Annotated in this window: 20 protein-coding genes and 1 tRNA gene; 8 read left to right on the top strand and 13 right to left on the bottom strand. The window is 60.3% G+C overall.

Annotated elements, in window-relative coordinates; translation table 11 throughout:
• Window positions 1–67: 67 nt before the first annotated feature.
• The 4 genes from gshB to BM074_RS06700 all read right to left on the bottom strand — a co-directional run bounded on the left by gshB (window position 68) and on the right by BM074_RS06700 (window position 3,913).
• Window positions 68–1,009, bottom strand: a complete 942-nt coding sequence (gene gshB, locus BM074_RS06715) for a glutathione synthase (RefSeq protein WP_091920639.1) — start codon at window positions 1,007–1,009, stop codon at window positions 68–70.
• A gap of 115 nt (window positions 1,010–1,124) precedes the next feature.
• A complete protein-coding gene (locus BM074_RS06710; protein ID WP_051614846.1) occupies window positions 1,125–1,430 on the bottom strand; it encodes a septal ring lytic transglycosylase RlpA family protein in 306 nt (101 codons plus the stop codon).
• 487 nt (window positions 1,431–1,917) lie between these two features.
• Window positions 1,918–3,108, bottom strand: coding sequence for a mannonate dehydratase (gene uxuA / locus BM074_RS06705; RefSeq protein WP_027230865.1), 1,191 nt, complete (start codon window positions 3,106–3,108; stop codon window positions 1,918–1,920).
• A gap of 34 nt (window positions 3,109–3,142) precedes the next feature.
• Entirely contained in the window at window positions 3,143–3,913 is a 771-nt protein-coding gene (locus tag BM074_RS06700; RefSeq protein ID WP_027230864.1) for a GntR family transcriptional regulator, read from the bottom strand.
• A gap of 254 nt (window positions 3,914–4,167) precedes the next feature.
• Between BM074_RS06700 and uxaC the strand changes: the two genes are divergently transcribed.
• From uxaC to BM074_RS06670, 6 genes are all read left to right on the top strand, one after another.
• The gene (gene uxaC, locus BM074_RS06695; RefSeq protein WP_091920637.1) at window positions 4,168–5,565 is read left to right on the top strand and encodes a glucuronate isomerase; all 1,398 of its coding nucleotides are present in this window, start codon (window positions 4,168–4,170) and stop codon (window positions 5,563–5,565) included.
• Between the two features lie 8 nt (window positions 5,566–5,573).
• The gene (locus BM074_RS06690) at window positions 5,574–7,058 is read left to right on the top strand and encodes a mannitol dehydrogenase family protein (protein WP_091921536.1); all 1,485 of its coding nucleotides are present in this window, start codon (window positions 5,574–5,576) and stop codon (window positions 7,056–7,058) included.
• A 117-nt stretch (window positions 7,059–7,175) separates the two neighbouring features.
• A complete protein-coding gene (locus BM074_RS06685) occupies window positions 7,176–8,354 on the top strand; it encodes an ABC transporter substrate-binding protein (RefSeq protein ID WP_091921534.1) in 1,179 nt (392 codons plus the stop codon).
• A 61-nt stretch (window positions 8,355–8,415) separates the two neighbouring features.
• Window positions 8,416–9,483, top strand: a complete 1,068-nt coding sequence (locus tag BM074_RS06680; RefSeq protein ID WP_091920635.1) for an ABC transporter ATP-binding protein — start codon at window positions 8,416–8,418, stop codon at window positions 9,481–9,483.
• A 5-nt stretch (window positions 9,484–9,488) separates the two neighbouring features.
• Window positions 9,489–10,400: an ABC transporter permease gene (locus BM074_RS06675; RefSeq protein ID WP_027230859.1), complete on the top strand. Its 912-nt coding sequence runs from the start codon at window positions 9,489–9,491 to the stop codon at window positions 10,398–10,400.
• Window positions 10,401–10,403: 3 nt separating this feature from the next.
• Window positions 10,404–11,249 carry an ABC transporter permease gene (locus BM074_RS06670; protein ID WP_027230858.1) on the top strand — a complete coding sequence of 282 codons (846 nt, stop codon included), beginning with the start codon at window positions 10,404–10,406 and terminating at the stop codon, window positions 11,247–11,249.
• 73 nt (window positions 11,250–11,322) lie between these two features.
• Here BM074_RS06670 and BM074_RS06665 read toward each other — a convergent pair whose 3' ends face one another.
• The 3 genes from BM074_RS06665 to BM074_RS06655 form a co-directional block, all read right to left on the bottom strand.
• The gene (locus BM074_RS06665; RefSeq protein WP_091920633.1) at window positions 11,323–12,849 is read right to left on the bottom strand and encodes a UxaA family hydrolase; all 1,527 of its coding nucleotides are present in this window, start codon (window positions 12,847–12,849) and stop codon (window positions 11,323–11,325) included.
• 134 nt (window positions 12,850–12,983) lie between these two features.
• Complete coding sequence (locus tag BM074_RS06660) at window positions 12,984–14,726, bottom strand: cation:proton antiporter domain-containing protein (protein ID WP_027230856.1); 1,743 nt, start codon at window positions 14,724–14,726, stop codon at window positions 12,984–12,986.
• A gap of 214 nt (window positions 14,727–14,940) precedes the next feature.
• Window positions 14,941–18,438: a GH92 family glycosyl hydrolase gene (locus BM074_RS06655; protein ID WP_210186472.1), complete on the bottom strand. Its 3,498-nt coding sequence runs from the start codon at window positions 18,436–18,438 to the stop codon at window positions 14,941–14,943.
• Window positions 18,439–18,725: 287 nt separating this feature from the next.
• Here BM074_RS06655 and BM074_RS06650 point away from each other — a divergent pair, with 287 nt between their 5' ends.
• Together BM074_RS06650 and BM074_RS06645 are read left to right on the top strand one after the other, a co-directional pair.
• Entirely contained in the window at window positions 18,726–19,685 is a 960-nt protein-coding gene (locus BM074_RS06650) for an NAD-dependent epimerase/dehydratase family protein (protein ID WP_091920631.1), read from the top strand.
• A gap of 61 nt (window positions 19,686–19,746) precedes the next feature.
• Entirely contained in the window at window positions 19,747–20,382 is a 636-nt protein-coding gene (locus tag BM074_RS06645) for a LysE family translocator (RefSeq protein WP_091920629.1), read from the top strand.
• Window positions 20,383–20,386: 4 nt separating this feature from the next.
• Here BM074_RS06645 and BM074_RS06640 read toward each other — a convergent pair whose 3' ends face one another.
• The 6 genes from BM074_RS06640 to BM074_RS06610 form a co-directional block, all read right to left on the bottom strand.
• The gene (locus BM074_RS06640; RefSeq protein WP_091920627.1) at window positions 20,387–21,331 is read right to left on the bottom strand and encodes an adenylate/guanylate cyclase domain-containing protein; all 945 of its coding nucleotides are present in this window, start codon (window positions 21,329–21,331) and stop codon (window positions 20,387–20,389) included.
• Between the two features lie 213 nt (window positions 21,332–21,544).
• Window positions 21,545–21,629 (bottom strand) — tRNA-Leu (locus BM074_RS06630).
• 156 nt (window positions 21,630–21,785) lie between these two features.
• Window positions 21,786–22,406 (bottom strand): 2,3-bisphosphoglycerate-dependent phosphoglycerate mutase, encoded by a 621-nt coding sequence (locus tag BM074_RS06625; protein WP_027230851.1) that lies wholly within the window; start codon window positions 22,404–22,406, stop codon window positions 21,786–21,788.
• A 24-nt stretch (window positions 22,407–22,430) separates the two neighbouring features.
• A complete protein-coding gene (gene dapB, locus BM074_RS06620) occupies window positions 22,431–23,264 on the bottom strand; it encodes a 4-hydroxy-tetrahydrodipicolinate reductase (protein ID WP_091920624.1) in 834 nt (277 codons plus the stop codon).
• Complete coding sequence (locus BM074_RS06615; RefSeq protein WP_091920622.1) at window positions 23,261–25,090, bottom strand: ABC transporter ATP-binding protein; 1,830 nt, start codon at window positions 25,088–25,090, stop codon at window positions 23,261–23,263. Before BM074_RS06615 ends, dapB begins: the two co-directional genes overlap by 4 nt.
• Window positions 25,091–25,284: 194 nt before the next feature.
• Entirely contained in the window at window positions 25,285–26,313 is a 1,029-nt protein-coding gene (locus BM074_RS06610) for a glucokinase (protein WP_091921530.1), read from the bottom strand.
• Between the last annotated feature and the right edge of the window lie 24 nt (window positions 26,314–26,337).

The following is a 26,337-nucleotide window of genomic DNA, read 5'->3' as shown; positions in this document are numbered from 1 at the left end:
AACGCAACATCAGCACATTTCATCCCACATCACAAGAACATTAAGTGAACGGTTCAGGCGGGGAGCCTTAATCGCGTTTGGCCTCGACCGCATCCCAGAACAGCGCGGCAATGTCGGCGCCGCCGAAACGCTTCACCTCGCGTACGCCCGTCGGGGAGGTCACATTGATCTCGGTCATGTAGTCGCCGATCACGTCGATGCCGACGAGAATAAAGCCGCGTTCACGCAAAGCCGGTCCGATGCGCGCGCAGATCTCGCGTTCGCGCTCGGTGAGTTCCGTTTTCTCAGCCCGGCCGCCGACATGCATGTTGGATCGCGCATCGCTATCCGACGGGACACGGTTGATTGCGCCCACGGGTTCGCCATCGATAAGAATGATGCGCTTGTCGCCGGCCCGCACGTCCTTCAGGTAGCGCTGGGCGATGATCGGCTCGCGGAACATCTGGCCGAACATTTCGAGCAGCGAGGTGAGATTGCGGTCACCATCGGCAAGGTGGAATACGCCGGCGCCGCCATTGCCATAGAGCGGCTTGAGGATGATGTCGCCGAACTCCTTGCGGAAGGCGACGATCTCCTGAGGATCCTTGGTGATCAGGGTCTCCGGCATCAAATCCGGAAACTCGGTGACGAAGATCTTTTCGGGACTGTTGCGCACCCAGGCGGGATCGTTGACAACGAGCGTCTGCGGATGGATGCGCTCGAGCATATGCGTTGTCGTGATGTAGTTCATGTCGAAGGGCGGATCCTGGCGGAGCAACACCACATCCATCTCCGACAGGTCGCGGCGGATCGGCTCACCAAGGGTGAAGTGGTCGCCTTCGACATCGCGGACGCTGAGGTCCTCGATACGCGCCGACACGACGCCGTCGCGCAGGCTGATCCGGTCGGGCGTGTAGTGGAAGAGAACGTGGCCGCGCTTCTGCGCTTCAAGGCAAAGCGCGAAGGTCGTGTCGCCGCCGATCCGGATCGATTTGATATGGTCCATCTGGACCGCGACTTGGAGTACCATCGAAAGTCCCCTAAACGAGCAGGAAATGCTCACATGGCGATGTCACGTTCGACGGTCAACGTCAATCCCATCATACGCCAACGCCGCTGGCGCATGCTTGCTTCCAGAGGCCTTATCAGAGCTGAGCCATGCAGATGTTGGTGTGTCCCTGCCCGACAAAGCCGAGCCGGTTGGCGGCACCCTTGGAGAGGTCGATCACACGGCCCTTGATGAACGGCCCGCGATCATTGATGCGCACGACAATGGAACGACCATTGCGCTGATTGGTAACCTTGACCTTCGAGCCGAAGGGCAGGGTGCGGTGAGCGGCGGTCAAATCGGATGGGTTCATCCGTTCGCCGGATGCAGTCTTGGAACGCAAGGCATACCAGGATGCGCCGCCGCAGGCTGAGCCTGCATGTGCTGAAACGGCGCCGAGCATGAGGAATAGCACCGATGCCGAAAGGACGGTGCGGATGCTTGCGATAGATACCATGGTGATGTTCGCACTTGTGGTAGCCCGCGGCAGAACTGCCGGACTGAAGACACACGCATTGAAGATTGACCCCCGGGCAAAAGATCACGGCGTGAGCGAGTAATTGCTTCTATTTTGGAGAAATGTGGCCCTGAGGTGGCCCGCCAAAGCAAGATCGGTCGAGATCAGCGGTAAAGAGCAGCCAAGTTACTAAAAAAGCTTGTCTTAATATGATTCAAAACGTGATCGGAAATGCTTCTCTATAGAAAGGTATTTCTGCCCGTTTGGCAAAATATGGCGATAATGTGATGGATATTCACCGCATTATTGCGCTCTATTTGCCCAGCAGCACAACCAGACTCATGAATATGGTTAAAATGGATTAACTATAAAGAACTAGAACGCCCCGGCTTGGGAAAGCCGGGGCGCAATATTCGGTAAAAAGTGATCGCTTTTAGACGAGAGCTTGTGGATCAAGGGCGTGAATGATGCCGCGAAGTTCGGCAAGGCCGCGCAAGCGACCGATGGCGGGGTAGCCCGGGGTCACTTCCTTGTTGAGATCGTCGAGCATGCGGTGACCATGGTCCGAGCGGAAGATGATGCTGCGCGACTTGTCGCGTTTGCGGTCCTCGGCAAGGAGTTCGCGCAAGACAGCCACCATATCGACGTCGCCTTCGAGATGCGCTGCCTCGTGGAAGGTGCGCCCGTCCCCCTCGCGCGTCGTTGCCCGCAGATGGGCAAAGTGAATGCGGTCGGCAAAGCGCCGGGCGATTGCGGGCAGATCGTTGTCGGCGCGCACGCCAAGGCTGCCCGTACAATAGCACATGCCGTTGGCGGGCGAAGGCACCGCTTCGAACAGCGCGGCATAGTCAGCCTCCGTAGAGGCGATGCGCGGAAGCCCGAACAGCGGGCGCGGCGGATCGTCGGGATGCAGTGTCAGCTTGACACCGAGATCATCGGCGACGGGGGTCACGGCCAGCAGGAACTCGATGAGGTGCTGGCGAAGCTTGTTGGCATCGATACCTGAATAGGCCTCCAGCTTGTCGCGGAACGCCGGAATCGTCAGCGGTTCGGTGGTCGAGCCGGGAAGGGCGCTGGCGATATTGCGGGTAAGATCAGCGATTTCCTGTGCGCCCATGGCGGCATAGAGCTCGGCCGCGATCTCCTGGTCGGCTTGCGAATATTCACTTGCAGCACCCTTGCGTTGCAGGATGTGCAGATCGAACACAGCGAACATGTTGTGGTCGAAACGCATCGCCGTGGACCCGGTCGGCGTGACGTAGTCGAGTTCGGTGCGGCACCAGTCGACAACAGGCATGAAGTTGTAGCAGATGACCTTGATGTCATTGGCCGCCAGAGCTTCCATACTGGCGATCCAGGCGGCAATTTCGTTCTTCGCCATGCCGCCTGTCCGTTTCACGGCGTCTGGAATTGGAATGCTTTCGACCACTGACCAGGTCAGCTGCGAGCGGCCGTCCGGCGTCGATTCGATCATTGACTTGCGCTCTTGAACCTGAGCGGTGGTCCAGGCTTCGCCGATCGGTACGTCGTGCAGCGCGGAGACGATATCGGTCGCCCCGGCCTGACGCACATTATCCAGCGACACGCCCGCCTTCGGGCCAAACCATCGCCATCCCTGACGCATGCATTCCTCCGTAGTGTGTTTTATCTCGTCCGGATCAGATGAATGATTCCGGGTGGCTTTTTCTCAATTCGTCGACATCGGGGATGACGGCGTCGAGGTGCTTCCGCATGGCAGCGCAAGCTGCCGCCACATCATGGGCCTCAATGGCGTTGCGGATGATCCGGTGCTCGGAAAGCACGTGTTCCATGCGCCCCAGAGCGGGAAGGGTCATGCGCCGCGCCCGGTCGATCTGTACCTTCACCGGCTTCAAGTAGCGCCAGATGCCGGGATGTCCCGAAATGGCAGCAATCGCCTCGTGAAAGGCCTCGTCGGCTTCATGGAATGCGCCCATGTTCTGGCGGTCGGCGAAGAATTGCTGCCGCGCCAGAACCTCGTCTAGACGTTCAATGTCCTTAGCGGTCGCTCGCGATGCGGCCCGCTCGACGGTCGCGCCTTCCAGCGCCTGCCGGATGACGACAGCCTCAGGTATAAGCGCAACAGGAATGCGAGCAACAAAGGTTCCGGACTGGGGAAACACGTCGACAAGGCCATCTTCAACGAGGCGGATCAGCGCCTCGCGAACCGGCGTCCGGCTGACACCGAAGCGTTCGGTGAGCACCTTTTCGTTCAGCGGCGTTCCGGGCGTCATCTCCATCGAAACGATGGCTGCATGGAGTTCGCGATAAATGGCTGTCGCCGTGGTGACCCGGGCAACAGGCGCTGCTCCCCCATGCCGAACGGGCCGCACATTGGTAGCGCCGGGCGTGACGATCGTCTCGGACGCCAAAAGGACGACGCTTTTTTCTCCCGCCTGCTTTGCTGCCATTCAAGCGCTCCATTTCCTCATTTTGGATCCTTCAATCCTCAATGATGGAATTCCACCCAATTCCTAGATGCTCCGATCCGCCGCGAAGTGACTTTCCGCGCGCGATCGGGTGTTGACATACTAATATATTATTCTCTAGTGTTCGCCAAGGCCAATACCGGCAAATCTCTGAAGATAATGGCCTCGCGGGCATCGGTACCAAGCTTTGGTGTCACTGGGTCCCGATATTGTAGATGCAGCAAGGAAGTTGAAGAATGGCCCTCAACCCCGACCGGTTGTTTCCAATCGAGCCTGACGCGCGCGCCATCGCGCGGCGCTTGTTCGAGACCGTGGAGCGGTTGCCGATTGTCTCCCCGCACGGCCATACCGACCCGCGCTGGTACGCGGATGATGAAGCATTTCCCGATCCGGCAAGCCTCTTCGTCAAGCCAGATCATTATATTTTTCGTATGCTTTACTCACAAGGCGTGCGCCTCGAGACGCTTGGCGTTGCGCGAAAGGACGGCGGGGCCGTCGAGACGGACGGACGCACCATCTGGCAGACGTTTGCGCGGCATTTCCACCTGTTCAGGGGAACGCCTTCCCGCCTGTGGTTCGAGCATGCGCTCGAAACCGTTTTCGGTATCGATGAACGGCTCAATGAAAAGAATGCGGACACGCTCTACGACCGGATCGCCGAACGCCTGACTGATCCGGCCATGCGTCCGCGCGCGCTTTACAAGCAGTTCGGCATCGAGGTTATTTCGACCACCGACGCGGCAACAGATGATCTTGCCGCACACGATGCGATCCTGCGCTCAGGTTGGGATGGCCGCGTTGTCCCGGCCTACCGGCCCGATGCGGTCGTCGATGCCGCGCAGCCGGCTTTTCGCTCGAATGTGGAAAATTTCGTCGCACTGGCTGGCGTTAATCTCGACTATGCCGGCTACCTCGAAGCGCATCGCCTGCGCCGCGCTTATTTCAAGGCGCGCGGCGCGACATCCACTGACCATGGCCACCCGACGGCCCGCACGGCAAATCTTTCGCCGGTGGAGGCTGCGAGCCTGTTCGATCGCGTTTTGCAAGGAGCCTCTCTTGCCGATGCAGAACTCTTCCGTGCGCAGATGCTGACCGAGATGGCGCGCATGAGCGTTGAGGACGGCCTGGTCATGCAGATCCACCCCGGCTCCTTCCGCAATCATAATCCGGAAATTTTCGGCCGCTTCGGACCGGACAAGGGCGCCGACATTCCGCGCGCCACCGGCTACGTGGAAGAGCTGAAGCCCTTGCTCGATGCATTCGGCAACGATCCGCGGCTGACGCTTATCCTGTTCACGCTCGACGAGACCAGCTACAGCCGCGAGCTAGCGCCGCTTGCCGGGCATTATCCGGCCTTGCGCCTCGGACCGGCCTGGTGGTTCCACGACAGTCCGGAAGGCATGCGCCGCTTCCGCGAACTGACGACCGAAACCGCAGGTTTCTACAACACCGTGGGCTTTAACGATGACACGCGCGCCTATCTTTCGATCCCTGCCCGCCACGATATGGCGCGCCGCGTCGATTGCGCATTTCTCGCACGCCTTGTCGCCGATCACCGGCTTGATGAGGACGAGGCGCAGGAGGTGGCGGTCGAACTTTCCTACCGCCTCGCCAAGCAGGCATACAAGCTTTAGGAATGGACATGACCGAGCAAAATCAACTGTCCGCTGACACGCTGGCTCGCCTCGGCAAGGATGTGCAAAGACCGGCTTACGATCGAAATCAGATGAATACCGGGATTGTGCACCTTGGTATTGGCGCGTTCCACCGCGCCCATCAGGCAGTCTACACCGATGCCGTGCTGGCGAGCGGCGACAATCGCTGGGGCATCCTCGGGGTTTCGTTGCGCAGTGCCGACACACGAGATGCGCTGCAACCACAGGACGGCCTCTATACGGTTGCCGTGCGTGATGGCAGCGGCGATCGTTTCAGCGTTATTGGCAGCATCACGAGCGTTCTTGTGGCGCCTGAAAATCCGCAAGCCGTTTTGTCGGCAATGGTCGAACCTTCCGCCAAGATCATCTCGCTGACGGTAACGGAAAAGGGCTATTGCTATGCGCCCGCGACCGCTTCACTCGACGAAAGTCACCCGGATATCGTCCACGACCTTGCGCATCCCGCTGCGCCGCGTTCGGCGATTGGTTTCATCGTAGAGGCACTCGCGCGCCGTCGTGAAAACGGGACGGAGCCGTTTACGCTCCTGTCGTGCGACAATCTTCCGGCAAACGGCGAAACCCTCAAGCGGGTCGTCCTGCGCTTTGCCGAATTGCGCGATCCTGATCTGGCGACGTTCATCCGCGAAAGCGTCGCCTTTCCTTCGACGATGGTTGATCGCATTGTTCCGGCGACGACCGATACGGATCGCACAATTGTCGAGCGGGCGACCGGGCTGCGCGATGCCTGGCCGATCATGACCGAGCCGTTTACGCAATGGGTGGTGGAGGACCATTTCCCATCCGGGCGTCCCGCATGGGAGAAAGTCGGCGTCACCTTCGTTGAAGACGTCGATGCGTTCGAATTGATGAAGTTGCGCCTCCTTAACGGCAGTCACTCGACTCTCGCCTATCTCGGCTATCTTGCTGGGCACGAGACAGTATCCGACGTGATGCAGGCGGAAGGCTTTTCTGCCTTCATCGAAGCGATGATGGACGAAGAGATTACGCCGACCCTGCCGCCGCTTTCAGGCTTCGACCTTTCGTCCTATAAGGCGCAGCTGCGCGAGCGCTTCCGCAATCCGGCTCTGCGCCACCGCACATGGCAGATCGCCATGGATGGCTCGCAAAAACTGCCGCAGCGGCTGTTGAACACGATCCGCAAGCGCATCGAACAGGGCAAGCCCTTCAAACGGCTGGCGCTCGGCGTCGCGGGCTGGATGCGCTACGCCACGGGGACAGACGAGCGCGGACAGCCGATCGACGTTCGCGATCCGCTGGCAAACGATTTCCGCGAACGCACGCATGGCAAAACCTCGGCCGCCGACCTTCTCGACGCCCATCTAGGGATGCAGCAGATTTTTGGCAAAGACCTTGCGGACAATGATGAGTTTCGCCGCGCCGTGGGCGGGGCACTGGAACAACTGCTACGAGATGGCGCCGCTGTGACTGTAGCAAAAGCTGGAAGAGTCTAAAGCCTTGCTATCCTGATCTGATAGATTAATATATCAAATCTCAAAACAGGCCGGTCCGGGAACCCGGTCGCAGTCTCAACGCAGGACATTGGGAAATCCAAAGGGAGGAATAATATGATCCGCATTACACGCAGACAGGCCATTGGCGGTCTGGCAGCAGTCGCCGCGCTACCCGCCACGCGGCTCTTTGCTCAGTCGAAGCTGGCACTGCCGACTTCGCCGGTCGCGATCAACGTCGCTGACGTCGCCGGCAACCTCGCATTGACGCAGGCCGCAATCGAGAACTATGCGAAGGCGAAGCCGGAACTGGTATCCAAGATCACCTTTACCAAGGCGCCGGCACCCGAACTGCCCGGCAAGATCAAGGCACAGCAGGCGGCCAATCGGCTCGATATCGATCTCGTGCTCACCGGTACGGACGCGCTCTCCGCGGGGCTCGAACAGGATCTATGGATCAAGCTTCTCCCGGATCACGCCGCATCGCTGCCTGATCTTGCGAAAATCTATCTTGAACCGGCTCATCGCATGCTGGCGCTCGGCAAGGACCATGGCGTCGTCGTTACCTATTACCCCTCGGGGCCGCTGCTTGAATACATGCCGGATCGGGTGAAGAAGGTACCGACCACAGCCGAAGAGCTGCTGGCGTGGGCCAAGGAGAACCCGAATAAGTTCCTTTATGCGCGTCCGGCAAATTCCGGTCCAGGCCGTACCTTCCTCATGGGCCTGCCCTACCTTCTTGGCGATAGCGATCCGCGCGATCCGGTCAAGGGCTGGGACAAGACGTGGGCTTACCTCAAGGAACTAGGCCAACATATCGAATACTACCCGACAGGCACCGGCGCGCTGATGAAGGAACTCGGCGAAGGTACGCGCGACATGACGGTGTCGACGACCGGCTGGGATATCAACCCGCGCGTCCTCGGCGTTGTTCCGAAGGAAGCTGCAGTCGCCCCGCTCAAGGGCTTCCATTGGGTCGCCGACGCGCATTACATGTGCGTGCCGAAAGGCGTCGCAGATGAGAAGGTTGCGGTACTCCTCGATCTTATGAGCTTCCTGCTGACGCCCGAGCAACAGGCCTACACCTACGACCAGGGCTACTTCTATCCGGGTCCGGCGGTGAAGGACGTGCCACTTTCCATGGCGCCGCAGGAAAGCCAGGACGCGATCGCCGAATTTGGCCGCAAGGAATATGCCGACTGGATTGCCAACAACCCGATCGAGGTTCCGCTCGAGCCATCGTCGATGGTGGTGGCATTCCGGCGCTGGGATGAGGAAGTCGCAGCCAAGAAGTCATAATTTATTGTTTCATCGGCGCGGCCCGGCGATGCCGGACCGCGCACAGCCATGAGGTTTCCAGATGCTGCTTGCATCATCGCCATTTCGCGAAATTCGTCTCGATCAAATGAGCCGTGCCTTCGGTGCGCATAACGCGCTGAAGAGCGTCTCGCTTTCCATTCGCAAGGGGGAATTTATCGCCCTCCTCGGCCCCTCAGGTTGTGGCAAGTCGACGGCGCTCAACTGCATTGCCGGGCTCCTGGCAACCACGGGCGGCGGCATATTCATCGACGACAAGCGCATCGACACCTTGAAGCCCGAGGATCGCGGGTTCGGCATGGTGTTTCAGAACTATGCCCTGTTCCCGCACATGACTGTGCGCCAGAACATTGGCTTCGGCCTGAAGATGCGCAAAGTCGCGAAGGCCGAAATCGACAAGCGGGTCGAAGAGGCACTGAATCTCGTGCGCCTGCAAGGTCAGGGCCACAAGCTGCCGGGCCAGTTGTCGGGCGGCCAGCAGCAGCGCGTTGCCATCGCGCGCGCCATCGTCATCGAACCTCCGCTCGTCCTCATGGACGAGCCATTGTCGAATCTGGATGCCAAACTCCGGCTCGAAATGCGCGCCGAAATACGCCGCATTCACAATCAGCTCGGCGCAACAACGATTTACGTTACCCACGACCAGGATGAGGCCTTGTCCCTGGCTGATCGCGTCGTGGTCCTGCGCGACGGAGAGATCAGGCAGGTTGGCGTTCCAAGCGATCTCTACGAACGCCCCGATCATCTGGATGTCGCCGAATTCATGGGATACCGCAATCGCCTGACCGGCAAGGTCGTCGCCAAGGAAGGCGACCGCGCAACCGTCACCGTCGGCAATGCGACCTTGACCGGCACCGCCCGTTCATCCCTGAAGCCCGGAGATACGGCCGTCATTGCCGCCCGTGCCGACGATGTCGTTGCCGGCGAAAAATCGGCGCAGACTGTCGAGGCCGTGGTCGAGACGATCGAGTATCGCGGCCGCGAATTTGTCGGGACGGCGCGGACCGCTGGCGGTCTAGAACTTGTTTTCCACGCCGGCCAGACCGCGGAACTCGGCAGTTCCATCTGGCTTTCAGTCGATCCGGCGCGTGCGCTGGCTTTTGCGGCGTGACGGCCATGGCAAGCATTACCGCATCCTCCTCTCCGTCCGAGTATCGCCTGCCGCTGCGCCAGCGGCTGGCGGTGCGCGGCATCGACGGCGTTACGCTTCTGGTCCTGCCGGCATTCTTGTTCTTGCTGGCCGTATTCGTTTATCCCTTCATCTATGGCCTGGTGCTTTCCTTTACACCAAAGGAAGGCGGCCTCTTCGGCAATTATCAGAAATTTTTCTCCGACCCGTTTCTGTACGATACGATCCTGACCACGCTTTGGCTCGCCGTACCGGTGACGATCATAAGCATCGCCATCGCCATTCCGGTTGCCCTGCGGGTGCGGCTGCTCAAGCATCAGCGGCTATTGACGACAATCCTGGTTCTTCCGGTAACATTGGGAACCGTGCTCGTCGCCGAAGGGCTCCTGAACTATCTCGGCCCGCAAGGCTGGTTCAGCCGTACCCTCATCCAGTTCGGCATGATCGACCGGCCGCTCAAGCTCACCAACAATTATTGGGGCGTGTTCGCGTCGTTGATCATCACCGGCTTCCCGTTCACATTCCTGCTGACGTTGTCCTACGTATCGGGCATCGACCCGGCGCTGGAACAGGCCGCCGCCACCCACGGCGCAAGCAGTTGGCAGCGCTTCCGCCATGTCATGCTGCCGCTTCTGGTTCCCGGCCTTGCCATCGCCTTCTGCCTGTCCTTCGTCCAGGCCTTCGCGGTGTTTCCTTCCGCGGTCTTGCTGGGCGCGCCTGCGGGACCGACCCGCGTCATTTCGATTGCGGCTTACCAAGCGGCGTTCGAGCAGTATGATTATTCGATGGCATCGGCGATCGCCATGATCATGGCGGCTGTGCAGCTGTTGATCGTCGTCGCCATTCTCGTCATTCGCAACATGTTCTATCGCGGCTCGACCGCTGGCGGAAAGGGCTGATCCATGATCCGCGACACAACAATTGCTGCAAAGCTCTGGATCACCGCCGTTTGGGTACTGGTGGGCTTCTTTGTCCTCAATCTCCTCGCGATGATCACTACCGTGATCTTCTCTTCCTTCGCCACCCGTTGGCTCGGCACGTGGCTGCCGGCCGGATGGACCACGAAGTGGTATTTCACCGCCTGGACCGAGTTCCAGCTCGGCGACGTCCTGCTCGTCACCTTCCAGATCGTCTTCGCCGTGGTCGCCTTGTCGGGGATACTTGGCGTGACCGCAGCCTACGCGCTGGCGCGCAGGGATTTTCCCGGCAAGAAACTGGTCATGCTGCTCTTTCTGTTGCCGCTGCTGGTCCCGCCGATCACCTTCGGTATTCCGCTCGCAACAGTGCTTTATCAGGCAGGCGTTGGCGGCACGTTCTGGGGCGTGGTTCTCGCCAATCTCGTGCCGACAGTGCCCTTCGTCATTCTGGTCATGATCCCGTTCATCGAACAGATCGATCCCAAGATCGAAGCCGCCGCACGCGTCTTCGGTGCGGGAACGTTCCAGCTCTTCATCCACGTTCTCCTGCCGATGCTATTGCCGGGTATCCTTGCGGCTCTCCTTCTCGTGCTCGTGCGCACCGTCGCAATGTTCGAGCTGACGTTCCTAACCGCCGGGCCGACGAGCCAGACACTTGTCGTCGCGCTCTACTATTCGGTGTTTGCGTCCGGCGTTCGCGCCGTGCAATCGATCGACGCCATGGCAGTGGTCTACATGATCACGACGCTGGTCTGGCTGCTCATCGCACTGCGCTTCGTCAACCCGACGCAGATCGTGGCGCGTGCCAAGCATCAGCAAACAGCCGCCTGACCGTACAGGCAGGAACGAAAGGAAACGGGAGCCATTGGCTCCCGTTTTTGTTTCAATCTCGAAGCCTTGTTGGCTACATCGTTGCGCCAATCTGCCAAGGCACGAATTCCGCATCGCCATAGCCGAGCTGTTCGGACTTGCTCGGCGCGCCGGAAGCAACCTTCAGAACCCGTTCGAATATTTCCTGGCCCTTCGCCTCGATAGAGACACCGTCGAGAATGTCACCGCAATTGATGTCCATGTCCTCGATCATCTGGTTGTACATCGGCGTATTGGTGGCAAGCTTGATCGAAGGCGTCGGCTTGCAGCCATAGGCCGAGCCGCGCCCTGTGGTAAAGGCAAGTACATTGGCGCCGCCGGCAACCTGTCCTGTCGCTGAAACGGGGTCGTAGCCGGGCGTATCCATGAAGACGAGCCCATGGGAAGTGACGGGCTCGGCATAGCCGTAGACGGCCTCGAGCGGCGACGTGCCCGACTTCGCAATAGCACCAAGCGACTTTTCGAGGATAGTGGTGAGACCACCGGCCTTGTTGCCCGGCGACGGATTGTTGTTCATCTCCATCTTGTTGCGGGCGGTATAATCCTCCCACCAGGCAATGATGGATTGCAGCCGCTCGACCGCCTGCGGGTTCGAGGCGCGCTCGATGAGGAGATGCTCGGCGCCGTAGATCTCCGGCGTTTCGGAAAGAATCGCCGTACCGCCATGCTTGACGAGGAGATCAACCGCAGCGCCGAGGGCGGGATTGGCGGTAATGCCGGAATAGCCGTCGGACCCGCCGCACTGCAAAGCGAGCATGAGTTCCGAGGCGGGAATGGTTTCGCGCCGAACGTTCGCGGCGACGGGCAGCATGTCACGGACGGCCGCAATGCCCGCTTCCATCGTCTTGCGGGTGCCGCCGACTTCCTGGATCGTCAGGCTGCGGAACGTGTCGTTCTCAACGATATTATACGTTTCTTTCCAGCGACCGATCTGGAATGCCTCACAGCCGAGCCCGACCATGAGCACGGCGCCGATGTTCGGGTTGGTGGCGTAGCCCCACTGCGTGCGCTTCAGAACTTCGTAGCCTTCGCCGTTCGTATCCATGGCGCAGCCGCCGCCATGGACGAGCGGTATGATGCCATCGATCGTTGGATATTCATCGAGAAGCCCCGACTTGCGCACCGCCTCGGCGATAAATCGCGCCACCGAGGCCGAGCAGTTCACCGAGGTAAGGACGCCGATATAGTTGCGCGTACCGGCACGGCCATTGGCGCGGCGGAAACCCTCAAAGGTGGCGCGCTGCGTCAGCGGCAGCAAACCGCTCCCATGTGGCGCGTGGCCCACATCCGCCTCACGTACGAAATCGCTGTAGTTCAGATTATGTTCGTGCACCCATTGGCCAGGCTCGATCAGCTTTGATGCCGAGCCGATGATCTGGCCGAACTTGCGCACAGGCTCGCCCTCGGCAATGACTCGCGATGCCAGTTTGTGGCCGCGCGGCACCCGATCGGCAACCGTGACGCCCTCGATTTTTTGCCCGGCCTGAAACGAGTCGACGGCAACGACGACGTTGTCGCTGGCGTGCAGCCGCAAATGACGAGGGGCGGTAAGCGTGTCCATGAAATTCTCCAGGTTGAATTAATATATTAGTTGGAGAGGGTAGCAGTTTCAATGCGTCATGTTAGCGTTGCCCGCATCATAGCACCGCGGGGACCTTTCGGGGGCGAGAACTTGTAGCCAATGCGCGGGCTGGTTCAGGTCACATCGAGTGACTGGTCGTCCCGTTTGCGGCGGGAAACGTTCATTTCCGCACGCTCGCGCGCCATGTTGCTCACGGCCTTGCGCAGTGCCGGGTGACGAGACATGAAGACGTTGAAGTCGCGGCGCTCAAGCACGAGGAACGCGCAAAAGTCGACGGCAATAACATCTGCCGTGCGCCTGCCGCCGCTGAGGAGCGCCATCTCACCAAAAAAAGCGCCGGCGTCCAGCCGGACATTGTCATCCGCCAGTTCAACCTCGACCGCGCCGGAAGCAATGAAATAGAGCCCGTCCGGACGATCGCCCTTGCGCAGGACGCGCTCGCCGGGTGATGCGGATTTCGGCCGGAACAGTAGCAAGAGTTCCTCCTGCGAATTCTCGTCGACCTGGGAGAAAAGCGGAAATGTCTCGCAAAGCTGCTGCATCTCCAGCTGGTGCTGCCGGTTGCGCTCGTCATTGGCGGCGCGGATCTGCTCGACCGCGTGATTAAGCTTTTCAAACTTCACCTTGCCGTACGTCGCATACACTGTTGGCCAGGTTGCCTGCAGCTTCTTCTGGATGGCCTCACCGGCGAGCAATACCAGCGGGTTGAGCGTGATCGACAGAATGGCCCCGGCGAGGATAAGGTCCTGCCCCTCGCGGGGAAGCAAGCCAAGCGTGACGCCGAGCCCGGCAAGGATGAAGGAAAATTCACCGATCTGGGCGAGACCGGTCGATATGCGCACGCCCATGCCCAAGGGGTAGCGCAGCACGAGCACCACCAAAAAGGCGATCAGCGATCTGCCGATGATGATCAACACGAGAACGGCGATCACCGCGATCGGCTCGCGAACGATGATCGAGGGATCGAAGAGCATGCCGACGGAAACAAAGAACAGGACGGCAAACGCATTTTGCAGCGGCAGGGAATCGGCGGCGGCACGGTGGCTGAGGCGCGATTCACTCATGACGACGCCGGCAAAGAAGGCGCCGAGCGCAAAGGAAACGCCGAAGATTGCCGCGGACCCGTAGGCGATGCCGAGGGCGAGGGCGAGCACGGACAAGGTGAACAGCTCTGAGGAGCCGGTGCGGGCAACCAGCGTCAAAAGCCATGGCACGACCTTCGGCCCGACAAAGACGGCGATGCCGGTAAAGGCTGCAACCTTGAGCAAGGTGATGGAAATCGTTGTGGCAATCGAAAGATCGCTGGCCGCATGGGCGACGGCATGGCCGCCCAGGACTTCCGCAAAGGCCGGCAAGAGCACGAGAGCCAGCACCATCGCCAGATCTTCGACAATGAGCCATCCAACGGCCACGCGGCCGCCGACGGATTCGATCAGGTTGCGCTCCTCCAACGCCTTCAGGAGCACGACCGTGCTGGCAACGGACAGGCTGAGACCAAAGACCAGTCCGGCTCCGAGACCCCAGCCCCATAGCGACGCAAGGCCCATGCCGAGCAGGGTTGCAAGTACGATACGACCAAGCGCGCCCGGCACGGCAATGCCGCGCACGGCCAAGAGATCAGCTGCGGAAAAATGCAGGCCCACACCGAACATCAGCAAAATGACGCCCATTTCCGCCAGTTGGCCGGCCAGCGACGCGTCTGCCATGAAGCCAGGCGTGTAGGATCCCATGAGGATGCCAGCGACGAGATAACCGACGAGGGGCGGAAGGCGCAGCCTGTCCGCGGCATAGCCGAGGATGGCGGCGAACACGAAGCCAACGGCAACGGTTGCGATCAATGCGACTTCCTGGTGCACCCTCAGCCTTCGATTGTTTGGTGTTTTCCCACGAGACAGGTTGCGGTCGAACAACCGTGCCGCCTCAGGGTACAACCTAACCTTGATGCTTACATGCTGCCATAAAAATTTTCAGATGCGGATAACAGGTACCGGGCTTTCCCACGCCTGAAGCGATCAAGGATGCCGAGACCACGTTACAAGGAAGGGTCGCCGAAACGGCCCCGCCCTGTTCCTATTGGATAAGCTGAACGCCCGGCAGCGGATTGGCTGTCGGCTTCGAGTAGTCGCCGGCCGGGCCCGAAGGCGGCGTCCACTCCGCACCCCATTCGGTGGGAGTGGTGGATAGGTCGAAGTTCAGCTTGCCACCGTCCTTGATCTTGTCGAGCGGAAGCCAGGTGCCCTGATAGGTCGCCCCATTCAGTTTCATCTCCTTGATATATCGGGCGTCTTCAGCGACCGGTGCGGCGTGGCCGAGCATCGCCGGCCGGTCGGTCGAAATGCGCAGCTTCTTCCCGTTCCCGAGCCACATCGAGATACCCTTGAACTGCGGAGTGGAAACCGCAAGACCGGGTTCGGACGGGATCACAGGATAGAGGCCGAGCGTCGCCAGGACGTACCATGCGGATGTGGCGCCCATGTCGTCATTGCCTGGCAAACCGCCTGCGGCCAGCGAGAAGTTTTTTCGCATGATGGTCGGGATGATGTACTGCGCGTATTTCGGTGCGCCTGCCCAATTATATGCCCAAGGCGTCTGGAAGGACGGTTCGTTGCCAATATAGTACGTCGTGCCGCTTTCACTTGCGTTCAGTTGACCACCCTCCGGCTCCTTGCCGAACGGGTTGGCCTTGTCGAGCGCGAACAGGCTGTGCAGCCGCGTCAACGCTGCCTGTTTGCCGCCGAGCTTGTCCATCAGCGAGGCCCAATCGTGGGCGAAGGCCCAGATGTAGTGGGGCTCCGTACCCTCATGGAACACGCCATCCTCCCATACGCCGGCCTTGTTTTTGGCGCGTAGCTTCAACTGACCAGCCGTCGTGTCGAAGATGTTGGACCAGTTCTTCGAGCGCGCATAGAGCTGGGAGATCTGGTCCTTGTCGGTGGATGCTGTCGGCAGCCGCGACAGGAACGATGCGGCAGAGCGATCGGAGGTCACCATCTCGACCGTTGCCGACGATTCCTTCCAGTCCGCGACTGCGTCCGTCGGGATGTAGCCATATTGGAGCCAGTCCGGCAAGGCGGGCTTATCGGCATTACGGCCGACGCTGAGCTTGTCGTTGCACGCGCTCTTGGGGTCGAAAGTCGACTGGATCACATATTTGCGGGCGGTCTCGGTGTCGAATTTCTTGGCGCCGAATACATACGAGCCTGCAACGACATTCAAGCCATGGTCGCCCTGCATCGGGATTGTGTCTTCAGAGCCGTCGACCCAGTGTGGGAACGCTCCACACTGCTGCGCATCGGCGACGAGCGACTGCATCATATCGCTCGCCTCGTCCGGCGCGATGAGAGCGACAAGTTGCGCGGCCGAGCGATAAGTATCCCACATGGAGAAGCCGGAATAGTGGGTCGTATACCCGGCGTCCTTGCCGTCGATCTTGAACCTGTATTTCGACACGTTCTCGACCTCGCGCGCAGGCAGCGACCCGCTCGCAGCTTTGAGATCGGCCTGTTTCATGCTGCGATAGTCGCCGTTGAGATCGCTATACACGGTCGGGCCGCTGAAGACCCGATAGAGGGTGGTGTAGAATTTGGTGAGATTGTTGATCGCAGCCTGTTTGAGATCGGCGCTGGCCAGCCTGTCCGCCTCACCCGGCTTGGCGAGATCGATCTGGATCGTGTTCAACCGCTTGTTCCACATATCGAGCGCCTGCTTGCGCATGTCGTCGAACGACCAGGCGGTGTTTTCGCCTTTCAGGTTTTTTGCTGCATCGCCGAGAAGATTGGCCTTGGCATTTTCGATGCTGACCGAAGAGACGCCGATCTTAATCTGCACCGTCTTGTCCGTATCGCTCAGTGCAAACTGCAGCGTTGCCACGTCACTGCCCGCATCGGCCGTGCCACTGGTGAGGGGCTTATCAAAGGTTGCGTAGAAATAAACCGGTTGGTTCCAGGTGCCATCGCAGAACTTGCTGGCGACAGCGTTCCCGGAGATCGTTCTGGCGTCGACATCGACCTTCAGCCCAGCTTGATCCTTAGGCACACCTGAAGACTTGTTCGAGTTGTTCAACAAGGAATTCAGTATGAAGTAGGCCTTCGTGGCATTGGCATAGGTTACCCGCATCATGCCAGTGCGCGTCGTCGCGGCTGTCTCGACGGTGATGTTGTTATCGAACTTGACCTTGTAGTAGCCGGGTTCGGCGCTCTCATTGTTGTGCGAGTACGAAAGACCCGAAGAGAGGCTCTGCGTCGCCGATTCCGCGGGCAGCATCGCAACGGTACCCTGGCCACGGCAGCCTGGACCATTCAGATGCGTCATGCTGAAGAATTGAATTGAGGAGTCGCCGTAGTAGTAGCCGCCCGAACCATAACCCCAGCCCTGGCTGCTGCCTCTCGTGTCCGGCCCGAAGCTGACCATTCCAAAGGGAGTTTGTGCACCGGGATTGACGTTACCGGAGTGTCCAACTCCGGTGTCGGACATGGACGTCCCGATGAAAAGATTGACATATTTCGTCAGCGGGGCGTCGGAGCGCGGGCGCAGGAATTCGAGGCTTTCTTCCCATGGGCCCGAATAGGGAGCCAGGCGCTTGTCGAGCGTTGCCGTGGTATCGGCGATTTTCTTGGCGAGGGTTTCGAGGGTCTTCGGCAGCGCTTCGAGCTCAGCCGAAAGCTTGGCTGCGGTCTCCTTGTCGCCGCTGGCAAGAGCAGCGCTGACCTTCTCGGTGAGCAGGCGGGCGTCGCTTGTGCCCTTGTCGAATTCGGCGAGCGACGTCTTGAAATCGTCGTTGATCGATGCCGCCTGCTTGGCGAAATCGGCGATCTTGGCCTTTTCGTCGGCCGAGAGGCTGGACATCGCCTGAACGGCGGCAATATCCTTTATCGTCTGATCGAGGCGCGGCAGCAGCGCCGCGAAAGACTGGCGGGCTGCGTCAGCGGCCTTCAGGCGGTCGGAAGCTGCCGGAAAGTCGATGGTGCTGATCTTGGAGGCCGTGGCGGAAACGGTCAGCTTGTGATCGGCTTGCTGCAGGTCGGACAGTGTCGTGAGGCTCGTCTTCAATGCGGCAAGGTCCGATGCCAGCTTGTCGAGCTGTTCCTTGGTGGCTGCCTTCTTTTCGAGCGCGGCAATGTCGGCGCCAAGGGTGGACTTCACCCCGGCGAGGCCGGTGGTGAGCGTATCGAGCTGTTGCTTGGTGGCGGATGACTTGTCGAGGGAGGAAAGGGCGGTGGTGAGCGCGTCAAAGCGCTCCTGCAGCAATTTGAACTCACCGGCCAGCGCCCCGCCCTCCGTCTCGCCTGCACTGGCTTTGGCCTGCAAGGTGGCCAGGTCGGTTGTAATTTTCTGCAGATCGCTCTGCAGTTGGCCAACCGTGACGCTCACCGTGGCCGTGCCGGCAGCCGCCGCCTGCAACTCGCCAACCTTGGCATTGAGCTTGGCATTGTCCTGTTTCAGCGCATCGACATCACTGGCGAAAGTGCTCGATCCTGCACCCTCGGCGTCTTTCTTGTCATCCGAATCGCACCCGGCAAGCATGGAGCAGCCGAGCAGGCCCGCAAGCACGGTCCGCGTTATGGTCATGAATTCCTCCAAATGAATAGGTAAATGAAGCCTTTGTTTAAATCGATTTAGAATATGCGTGAGTTTATAGATCCGCAGGCAATGCCACAGAAGTGGATTGCTGTGCTCTTAATGGAATCAAACGTATATGGCTGCGCCTGGGCCTCCCTTCCCACGCATTCCTCCAGAGTTGGCGACAATAGTCGCGCTGTCATTAAAGCGTCAATTATCCCAAAGTCTAACGGCTCTCCTTCGAATTATTGCAGGCGGGGATTGAACATTGCGGGCCCGCAAAGCAGTCTTGCGGCATGAATAATCGAGGCGACATTCTGGTAACGGGCGCGGCGGGTTTCGTAGGCCGTGAAACTGTAAGACATCTGCTGGCCAAAGACTGGCACGTCCGTGGGCTGGTACGTTCCGAAGTGCGAAAGGAATCTGCGCCGCACGCCCGTTTGTCGCTGCATAAGGTGGGTGATATCAGCGCTATTTCCGACTGGTCGCTACTTGTGTCCGGTTGCCGGGTCGTCATCCATCTTGCAGCGCGCGCACACAAGACCGGCGAATCTCCCGACGCTTCGCAGGCGCTCTTCCGGCGCACCAATGTCGACGCCACGATTGCGCTGGCGCGCGCGGCGCTCGCCGCCAAGGTAAAGCGTTTCGTCTTCGTGAGTTCCGCAGGCGTCATGGGCGATTTTTCGCAACGCCCCTTTACCGAAGCCGATCTGCCGCAACCTGCCAGCGCCTACGCCATGAGCAAATGGCAGGCGGAACAGGCGCTTCAGGATATCTGCCGCCAAGGCGCCATGGAACTTGTGGTTCTCCGCCCGGTCCTCGTCTACGGTCCGGGCAATCCCGGCAATCTGGAGCGTCTCATGCGCTTGATTAAGACCGGCATGCCGCTGCCGCTGGCTTCAGTCGACAACCGGCGCAGTCTGCTCAATGTTGGTCACCTGGCGGCGATCATTGCAGAGGCCGCGCAGTTGCCTGCTGCGGCCGGAAAGACCGTGCTTCTCGCCGATGGCAACGACGTATCGACCCCTGAGTTGTTGCGCGCTTTTGCCGAGGGCATGGGCGTCAAAGCGAGGCTTTTCCCTATGCCCTCTTCCTTCTTGCTCACCATGGCGCGATTGCTTGGCAGGTCGCGCGATGCGGAGCGCTTGCTCGGATCATTGCAGGTCGATACGAAATTGAAAACCGAGCTTTTTGGTGCATTTCCGCGTGATGCGACAATCCGCGGTCTCATCGAAACCGGACGATCCGAACGGTAGCGGCCTTGACATTTGAATAGGCATGAGAGTGTTTTACCTTACGCCGAAGATGGGGGGATAGATGACACACCTGACAGTCCTGGCATTTGCCGTGGTTGCCTTCATTGGCATTGCGACGCCTGGTCCAACCGTGATCCTCGCCCTGACGAATGGCTCGCGCTTCGGCGCCAGGACCGCCTGTTTTGGCATGGCGGGGGCGGTGCTTTCCGACTTTGCCCTCATCGGCGCGGTGGCGCTTGGCCTTGGCGCTCTACTCGCGGCGTCCGAGTTCTGGTTTTCCGTCGTCAAGTGGATCGGCGTCGCCTATCTCACCTTTCTGGGTGTGATGCTGATCCGATCAAAGGGAACGCTCGAACTGTCCAATATAACTGCACGTGCCGCGACATCCGTTTCGGTGCGGTCGGTGTTCCTGAAAAGCTTCGCGGTCGCGGTCACCAATCCCAAGGGCTATCTCTTCTTCTCGGCCTTCCTGCCCCAGTTCGTTGATCCAGCTTTGCCGCAGCTACCGCAATACATGGTGTTGGCCGCAACATTCGCCGCCATCGATTTCATGGTGATGTTCGGGTATGCGATGCTCGGTTCGCGCGCTGCGCGCTTTCTGCGCAGGTCCGGTGCCTTATGGCTCGATCGCGTGTGTGGCGGGGCCATGCTGATGCTGGCGGCTTCGCTGGCATTCTATCGCCGCGCAAATGCCTGAGGGCTTATGAACGGGCTGCGCCCTGCCGGCGCATGGCCCATTTGAGCCCCGCAATCACGGCGAGCGCAAACATCGGCCACACGGCCCAGAATGTGCCTGACCACGAGAACAGATTGATCGCCGCAAGGCCAAGCCCGATGACGGCCAATGTGCCGATGCCGCGGTTGATCGTCCTTGTCCCGCGCACCCAGATCAGCGCCGCCAACGTGGCGAGGGCAAGGATCGGCCACTGCGCCCAGAATTCACCTTCCCATGTTAGAAGATTGATGCCCGCGAGCATGGCGGCAATCACTGCGAGCACGCCGAAGCTGCGCCGGGGCGCCGATTGTGCCGTGGACGGCTCCCTTAGGACTGACTGCAAGGGCGCTGGCCGGGCATCGCGTCCGTAGGGGCTTTCCGGCTGCCGCGGCGCGTCAGCGTTGCCGAGTCCGCCGATACGCACCGCATAACTCGGCACGCCCTCTTCGATGTTCTTCACATTGAGCGCGCCGAGAAAATCAAAACCGACCGCAACCTTGTTGCGCACCTGATCATAGACGGTATGCGAGATGACGATGCCGCCCGGCCGAGCGCTCGCTTGCAGGCGCGCAGCGATGTTGACGCCGTCGCCATAAATGTCCTCGCCCTCGGCGATGACGTCGCCGAGATTGAGCCCAATGCGAAACAGCATGCGGTCACCTTCGGAGCGGTCACCATTATAGCCGGCAAGCTCGTTCTGGACGTCGATCGCAGCGCGCACGGCCTCGACCACGCTCGGGAACTCGGCGATCACGCCGTCGCCCCAGGTATTGATCACACGCCCGCCATGCAATGCGATGAGGCCAGCCATCGCGTCGCGATATTGCTTCAGCGTATCGAGGGTGCCTTCCTCGTCAGCCTGCATCAGCCGGGTATAATCCTGGACATCGGCGGAAAAGATGGTCGTCAGCTTGCGGCGCGTTTCGGACATCGTTCACTCTCGTTGCGAGCGAGCGACTGAAGCAAGAAGGCTCCGGTCACGCTATGAGATATAGCGATTTAAGATGGCCGGGTAAATGCGCAAACGGTTCAAATAGCCGCGACGGTGCTCGAAGGTGGCTCCGATCGCTTGGGTCAGAAGCCCAACGTCGGCCTTAACGACATCGAACGGCCAAATGTCGAATGAAATTGAAATATTGGGAAATGGTGCCCAGAAGAGGACTCGAACCTCCACGCCTTGCGGCACACGGACCTGAACCGTGCGCGTCTACCAATTCCGCCATCTGGGCAGCGGGGTCTCATGTAAGGGGCAGCTTTGAGTCTGTCAATCCATTTAGAGCGCTTCGCGTTTAAATAGAACGCGTTGTGCAATTTCGCGCCCTTTGAGCCTCGTTGGTGCCGAAAAAGGCCGGCGCCAGCGCCAGCCTTTGCTAATCACAACACGGTCAGCCCGCCAGCACTTCCTTCGAGGCGACCGTCGAGTCCGCATTCAGCTTGTAAACGATTGGAACGCCCGTCGCGAGTTCTTGCGAGACGATCTCTTCGCCCGTCAGGCCGTCAAGCGCCATGATTAGCGCCCGCAGCGAGTTGCCGTGGGCCGCAACGAGAACGGTCTCGCCACGCAGGACATGCGGCTGCACGTCGTGCAGGTAATAGGGCCATACTCGCGCGCCGGTATCGCGCAGGCTCTCGCCTCCGGGAGGCGAGACGTCATAGGAGCGGCGCCAGATGTGAACCTGCTCCTCGCCCCATTTGGCGCGGGCATCATCCTTGTTGAGACCGGAAAGATCGCCGTAGTCGCGCTCGTTCAACGCCTGATTGCGAATGGTCTCGAGGCCCGTCTGTCCGACTTCTTCCAGGATATGGTCGAGCGTCGCCTGCGCGCGCGAAAGAACCGACGTATAGGCGATGTCGAATTGCAGGCCTTTCGCCTTCAGGCGCTTGCCCGCTTCGATCGCTTCCTTATGGCCGAGTTCCGTGAGGCCCGGATCGCGCCAACCGGTGAAAAGGTTCTTCAAATTCCATTCGCTCTGGCCGTGGCGGACAAGGACGAGGGTTCCGGACATGGGATTACTCCTGTGAGACAATCGTTATGGGTTGAGGCCGAGCACGTCGAGCATCGAATAGAGGCCGGGTTTGCGGCCCTTGCCCCAGAGCGCTGCCTTGATGGCGCCGCGGGCGAAAATGCTGCGATCCTCAGCGTGATGCGATAATGTGATGCGTTCGCCTGGTCCGGCGAGGATCACCGAATGGTCGCCGACCACCGAACCGCCGCGAAGGGTGGCAAAGCCGATCGCGCCAGCCTCGCGCGGGCCGGTGTGGCCATCGCGAACCCGCACGCTGTGCTGGCCGAGGCCGATATCGCGGCCATCCGCTGCGGCCTCACCCAGCAGCAGCGCTGTGCCAGATGGCGCGTCGACCTTGTGCTTGTGATGCATCTCCAGGATTTCTATGTCGAAATCGTCCGAGCCGAGGGCCTTTGCCGCCTGCTTGACGAGAACGCTGAGAAGATTGACGCCAAGGCTCATATTGCCGGACTTGATGACGACCGCATGGCGCGCGGCTGCGTGGATCTTGGCATCGTCTTCCGCCGAGCAGCCGGTCGTGCCGATGACGTGGACGATACGCGCCTGGGCCGCCAGCTCGGAAAATTCAACTGTGGCGCCTGGGGTGGTGAAATCGAGGACGGCCTCGACGCCGACAAATACACCCAGCGCATCGTCGGTCACTTCGACGCCAAGGGTCCCCACGCCGGCAATCTCACCGGCGTCGCGGCCGATATGCGGCGAGCCGGCCCGTTCCACTGCGCCGGCGAGAACGGCGCCGGGTGTCTCGTTGATAAGACGGATGAGCGTCTGGCCCATACGGCCGCCGGCGCCGACCACGGCAAGCTTCATCGGCGTGGCGGGCTGTTCGGCACTCATGTGGCGGTTCCTGTGATTTCTGCGGGCTGCAATTCGGTATCGTCGATGATGGGCGACTCTTCCTTGCCTTGCAACTGGTAGAAACGCGCATAGACGCCGTTCGGAATGGCAAGGAGGCTGGCGTGCACGCCCTCCTCGACCACGCGCCCGGCCTCCATGACGACGATGCGGTCAGCATTGACGATTGTCGAAAGCCGATGCGCGATGACGATCGTCGTGCGGCCGCGCATCACATAGTCTAGCGCCTGCTGCACGCGTTTTTCAGATTCATTGTCGAGCGCCGAGGTCGCCTCGTCGAGGAGAAGGATCGAGGCGTTGCGAACGATGGCGCGGGCGATGGAAAGGCGCTGGCGCTGTCCGCCGGAAAGGTTCGCCCCGTTTTCGCCGATCTCGGTGCCGTAGCCTTGCGGCTGACGCCGGATGAACTCGTCGGCATTGGCGAGCTTTGCCGCCTCGATGACTTCGTCGTCTGTGGCATCAGGGCGGCCATAGCGAATATTGTCGGCGATCGTACCCTCGAAGAGATAGGGCTGCTGCGACACATAGGCGATCGATTGCCGCAGCGAACGCTTGCTGACATGGGCGATATCCTGCCCGTCAATGAGGATACGCCCGCCATCTATGTCGTAGAAACGCTCGACAAGCCCGAACAGCGTCGACTTGCCGGCGCCCGAAGCGCCGACGATGGCGGTGGATTTGCCGGCTTCCGCCGTGAAGCTGATCCCGTGCAGGACCGGGATTTCTCCATAGCTGAAGCGGACATTGTCGAACTTGACCTCGCCGGAGGGCACGGTGATCGGTACCGCGCCAATGCTGTCGGCCTGCCGCGGCTCGATGTCGAGGATTTCGTAGATCATGCGCGCATTGACGAGTGCGCGCTCGAGCCCGACCTGGACCCGTGCGAGACGCCGCACCGGATCATAGGCGAGGAGGACCGCGGTCATGAAGCCGAACATTGCGCCGGGTGGCTCCGCATTGAGAACGGCGCGGTAGCCGGTATAGGCGATCATCGAGGCGATCGCGAGGCCGGCTATGAGGTCGGTGATCGGCGTCAGCCGCTCTTCGACGCGTGCGATCTTGTTGGAGCGCTCCTCGGCGCGGTTGATCAGGGTCGTCACCTTGCCGCGCAATTGCTCTTCCATCGTGAAGGCCTTGACGATGGTAATCCCCTGCGTCGCTTCCTGCATGGCGCCGAGAAGATGCGAGTTCAGCGTCACCGACTCGCGGTGGATGCTACGCAGGCGCTTTGTCAGGTACCGGACGGTGAGCAGCACCGGCGGCCCGATCAAAAGGGCAAAGAGCGAGAGCACCGGGTCGAGATAGATCATGCTGCCGACCATCGAGACGAGGGTCGGAATATCCTTGCCGACTGTGGTCACGATCAGCTGCAGAAGGTCGCGCACGCCTGAAATGTTCTGGTTTATCCGCGCTGCAAGCTGCGCCGAACGATTGTCATGGTAGAAATCGAGCCCGAGACGCATAAGCTGGTCGAAGATGCGGCGCTGATAGCGCGCAACGATATTGTTGCCGATCTTCGCCATGTAGACCGAATAGATATAGGTGGCGACACCGCGAATAATGAACGCGGCAAGCACGCCGAGGCTGATCGGGATGATCAGGTCCGCACGTTGCTCGTAGTAGATCTTGTTGATCACATCACGGAAAATGATCGCGACGAAAGCCATGGCGCCGGCTGTCGCCAGCATGGCTGGCACCGCGACCGCATACGACCCGCGCTGTTCATAAAGGTTCTCGCGCAGAACCCTTCCGATGACGCGGCGCGCCTCGTTCATATCGATCTTTTTCTTCTTGGTCTGACCATCCATGCAGGCGTCAACTCGCTGGTACAAAAAGACTTCCCGGCAAGGGAAGACCCTTGCCGCTGAAATTGTCCCTATAGCCTTATTGATCCGCCTTGCCTATCGGTTTTGGGCCTCGGCACCGCGTCTGGGCGCCGAGTGTTGCCATTGTGCTGCGGCCTGCGCCTCCCGTGCGGTCGGCGCGAGAGCCACGAGGCGGTTCAGTCGCGGCGCCAGCGGCGTCCTTCGGTCGAGACGCCGAAACGGGTGGGCGTCCGGGAAAAGGCAGAAAGGCCGCTCAACGCCGCCAGGGGATGAGTAATGATATAGACCGGGGTTTCGCGCAGGATTTCGCCGTGCGGCGCCTTATCCTCGAAAGCCTTGCGGAACGAGGGATCCTTTAGCGGCTGCACGATCTTCTGCACGATGCCACCAGCAAGATAGACGCCGCCACGTGCCATGAAGGTCAAGGCGAAATCGCCGGCAAGGCGGCCGAGATAGATGACAAAAAGCGCCAGCGTTTCCTTGGCTTCGGGCGATTCGCCAGAAAGCCCTGCGGCGGTGATTTCCGCCGGCGTCTGCAGCGTCGCGTCAGTGCCGCTTACCTTGCAGATGGCCCGGTAGATATTCTGAAGTCCGCGACCGCAAAGCAATTGCTCGCCGGAAATGCGCCCTTCGATGTGTTCGACATGCGGGAAGATTTCGAGGTCGCGCGCCGTGCGCGGTCCCATGTCCACGTGGCCGCCTTCGCCGGGCACCGGAACCCAGCTATTGCGCGAACGCACCATGCCGGCGACGCCGAGCCCGGTTCCGGGTCCGAGAACAGCCCGGCTGCCATGGGGGTCGCCCGCACCACCGCCGAGCTTTTCGAGGTGCTTCGGCTCGAGGGAGACGACAGCCAGCGCCTGCGCTTCGAAATCGTTGAGCACGGTAATGTCGCTGAGACCGAGGGTCTCCATCATCTGCCGCGGCTTTACGACCCAGGCACAATTGGTGAGGTCGATCTCGTCGCCTTCTACCGGACCGGCGATGGCAAGCACAGCAGAGCGGGGTTGGATCGAAGTATGATCGAGAATGGCATTCTGGATCGCCTCGTCGATTGTCGAGTAATCCGCGGTCTGGATGATCGGGAATTCCTTGGGTTCGGCATTGGCATCCACCAGTATCGCAAAGCGCGCATTGGTGCCGCCGATATCGCCGACCAGAATCGGAAATTTCATGATGTGGTCGGTATCTGCCTGTGTCACCATATCGCTGTCCTCGCGTCGCCCCTT

It is taken from the genome of Phyllobacterium sp. CL33Tsu (assembly GCF_900113985.1).
GTDB classification, from domain to species: domain Bacteria; phylum Pseudomonadota; class Alphaproteobacteria; order Rhizobiales; family Rhizobiaceae; genus Phyllobacterium; species Phyllobacterium pellucidum.
This window is presented reverse-complemented; position numbering and strand designations above follow the sequence as displayed.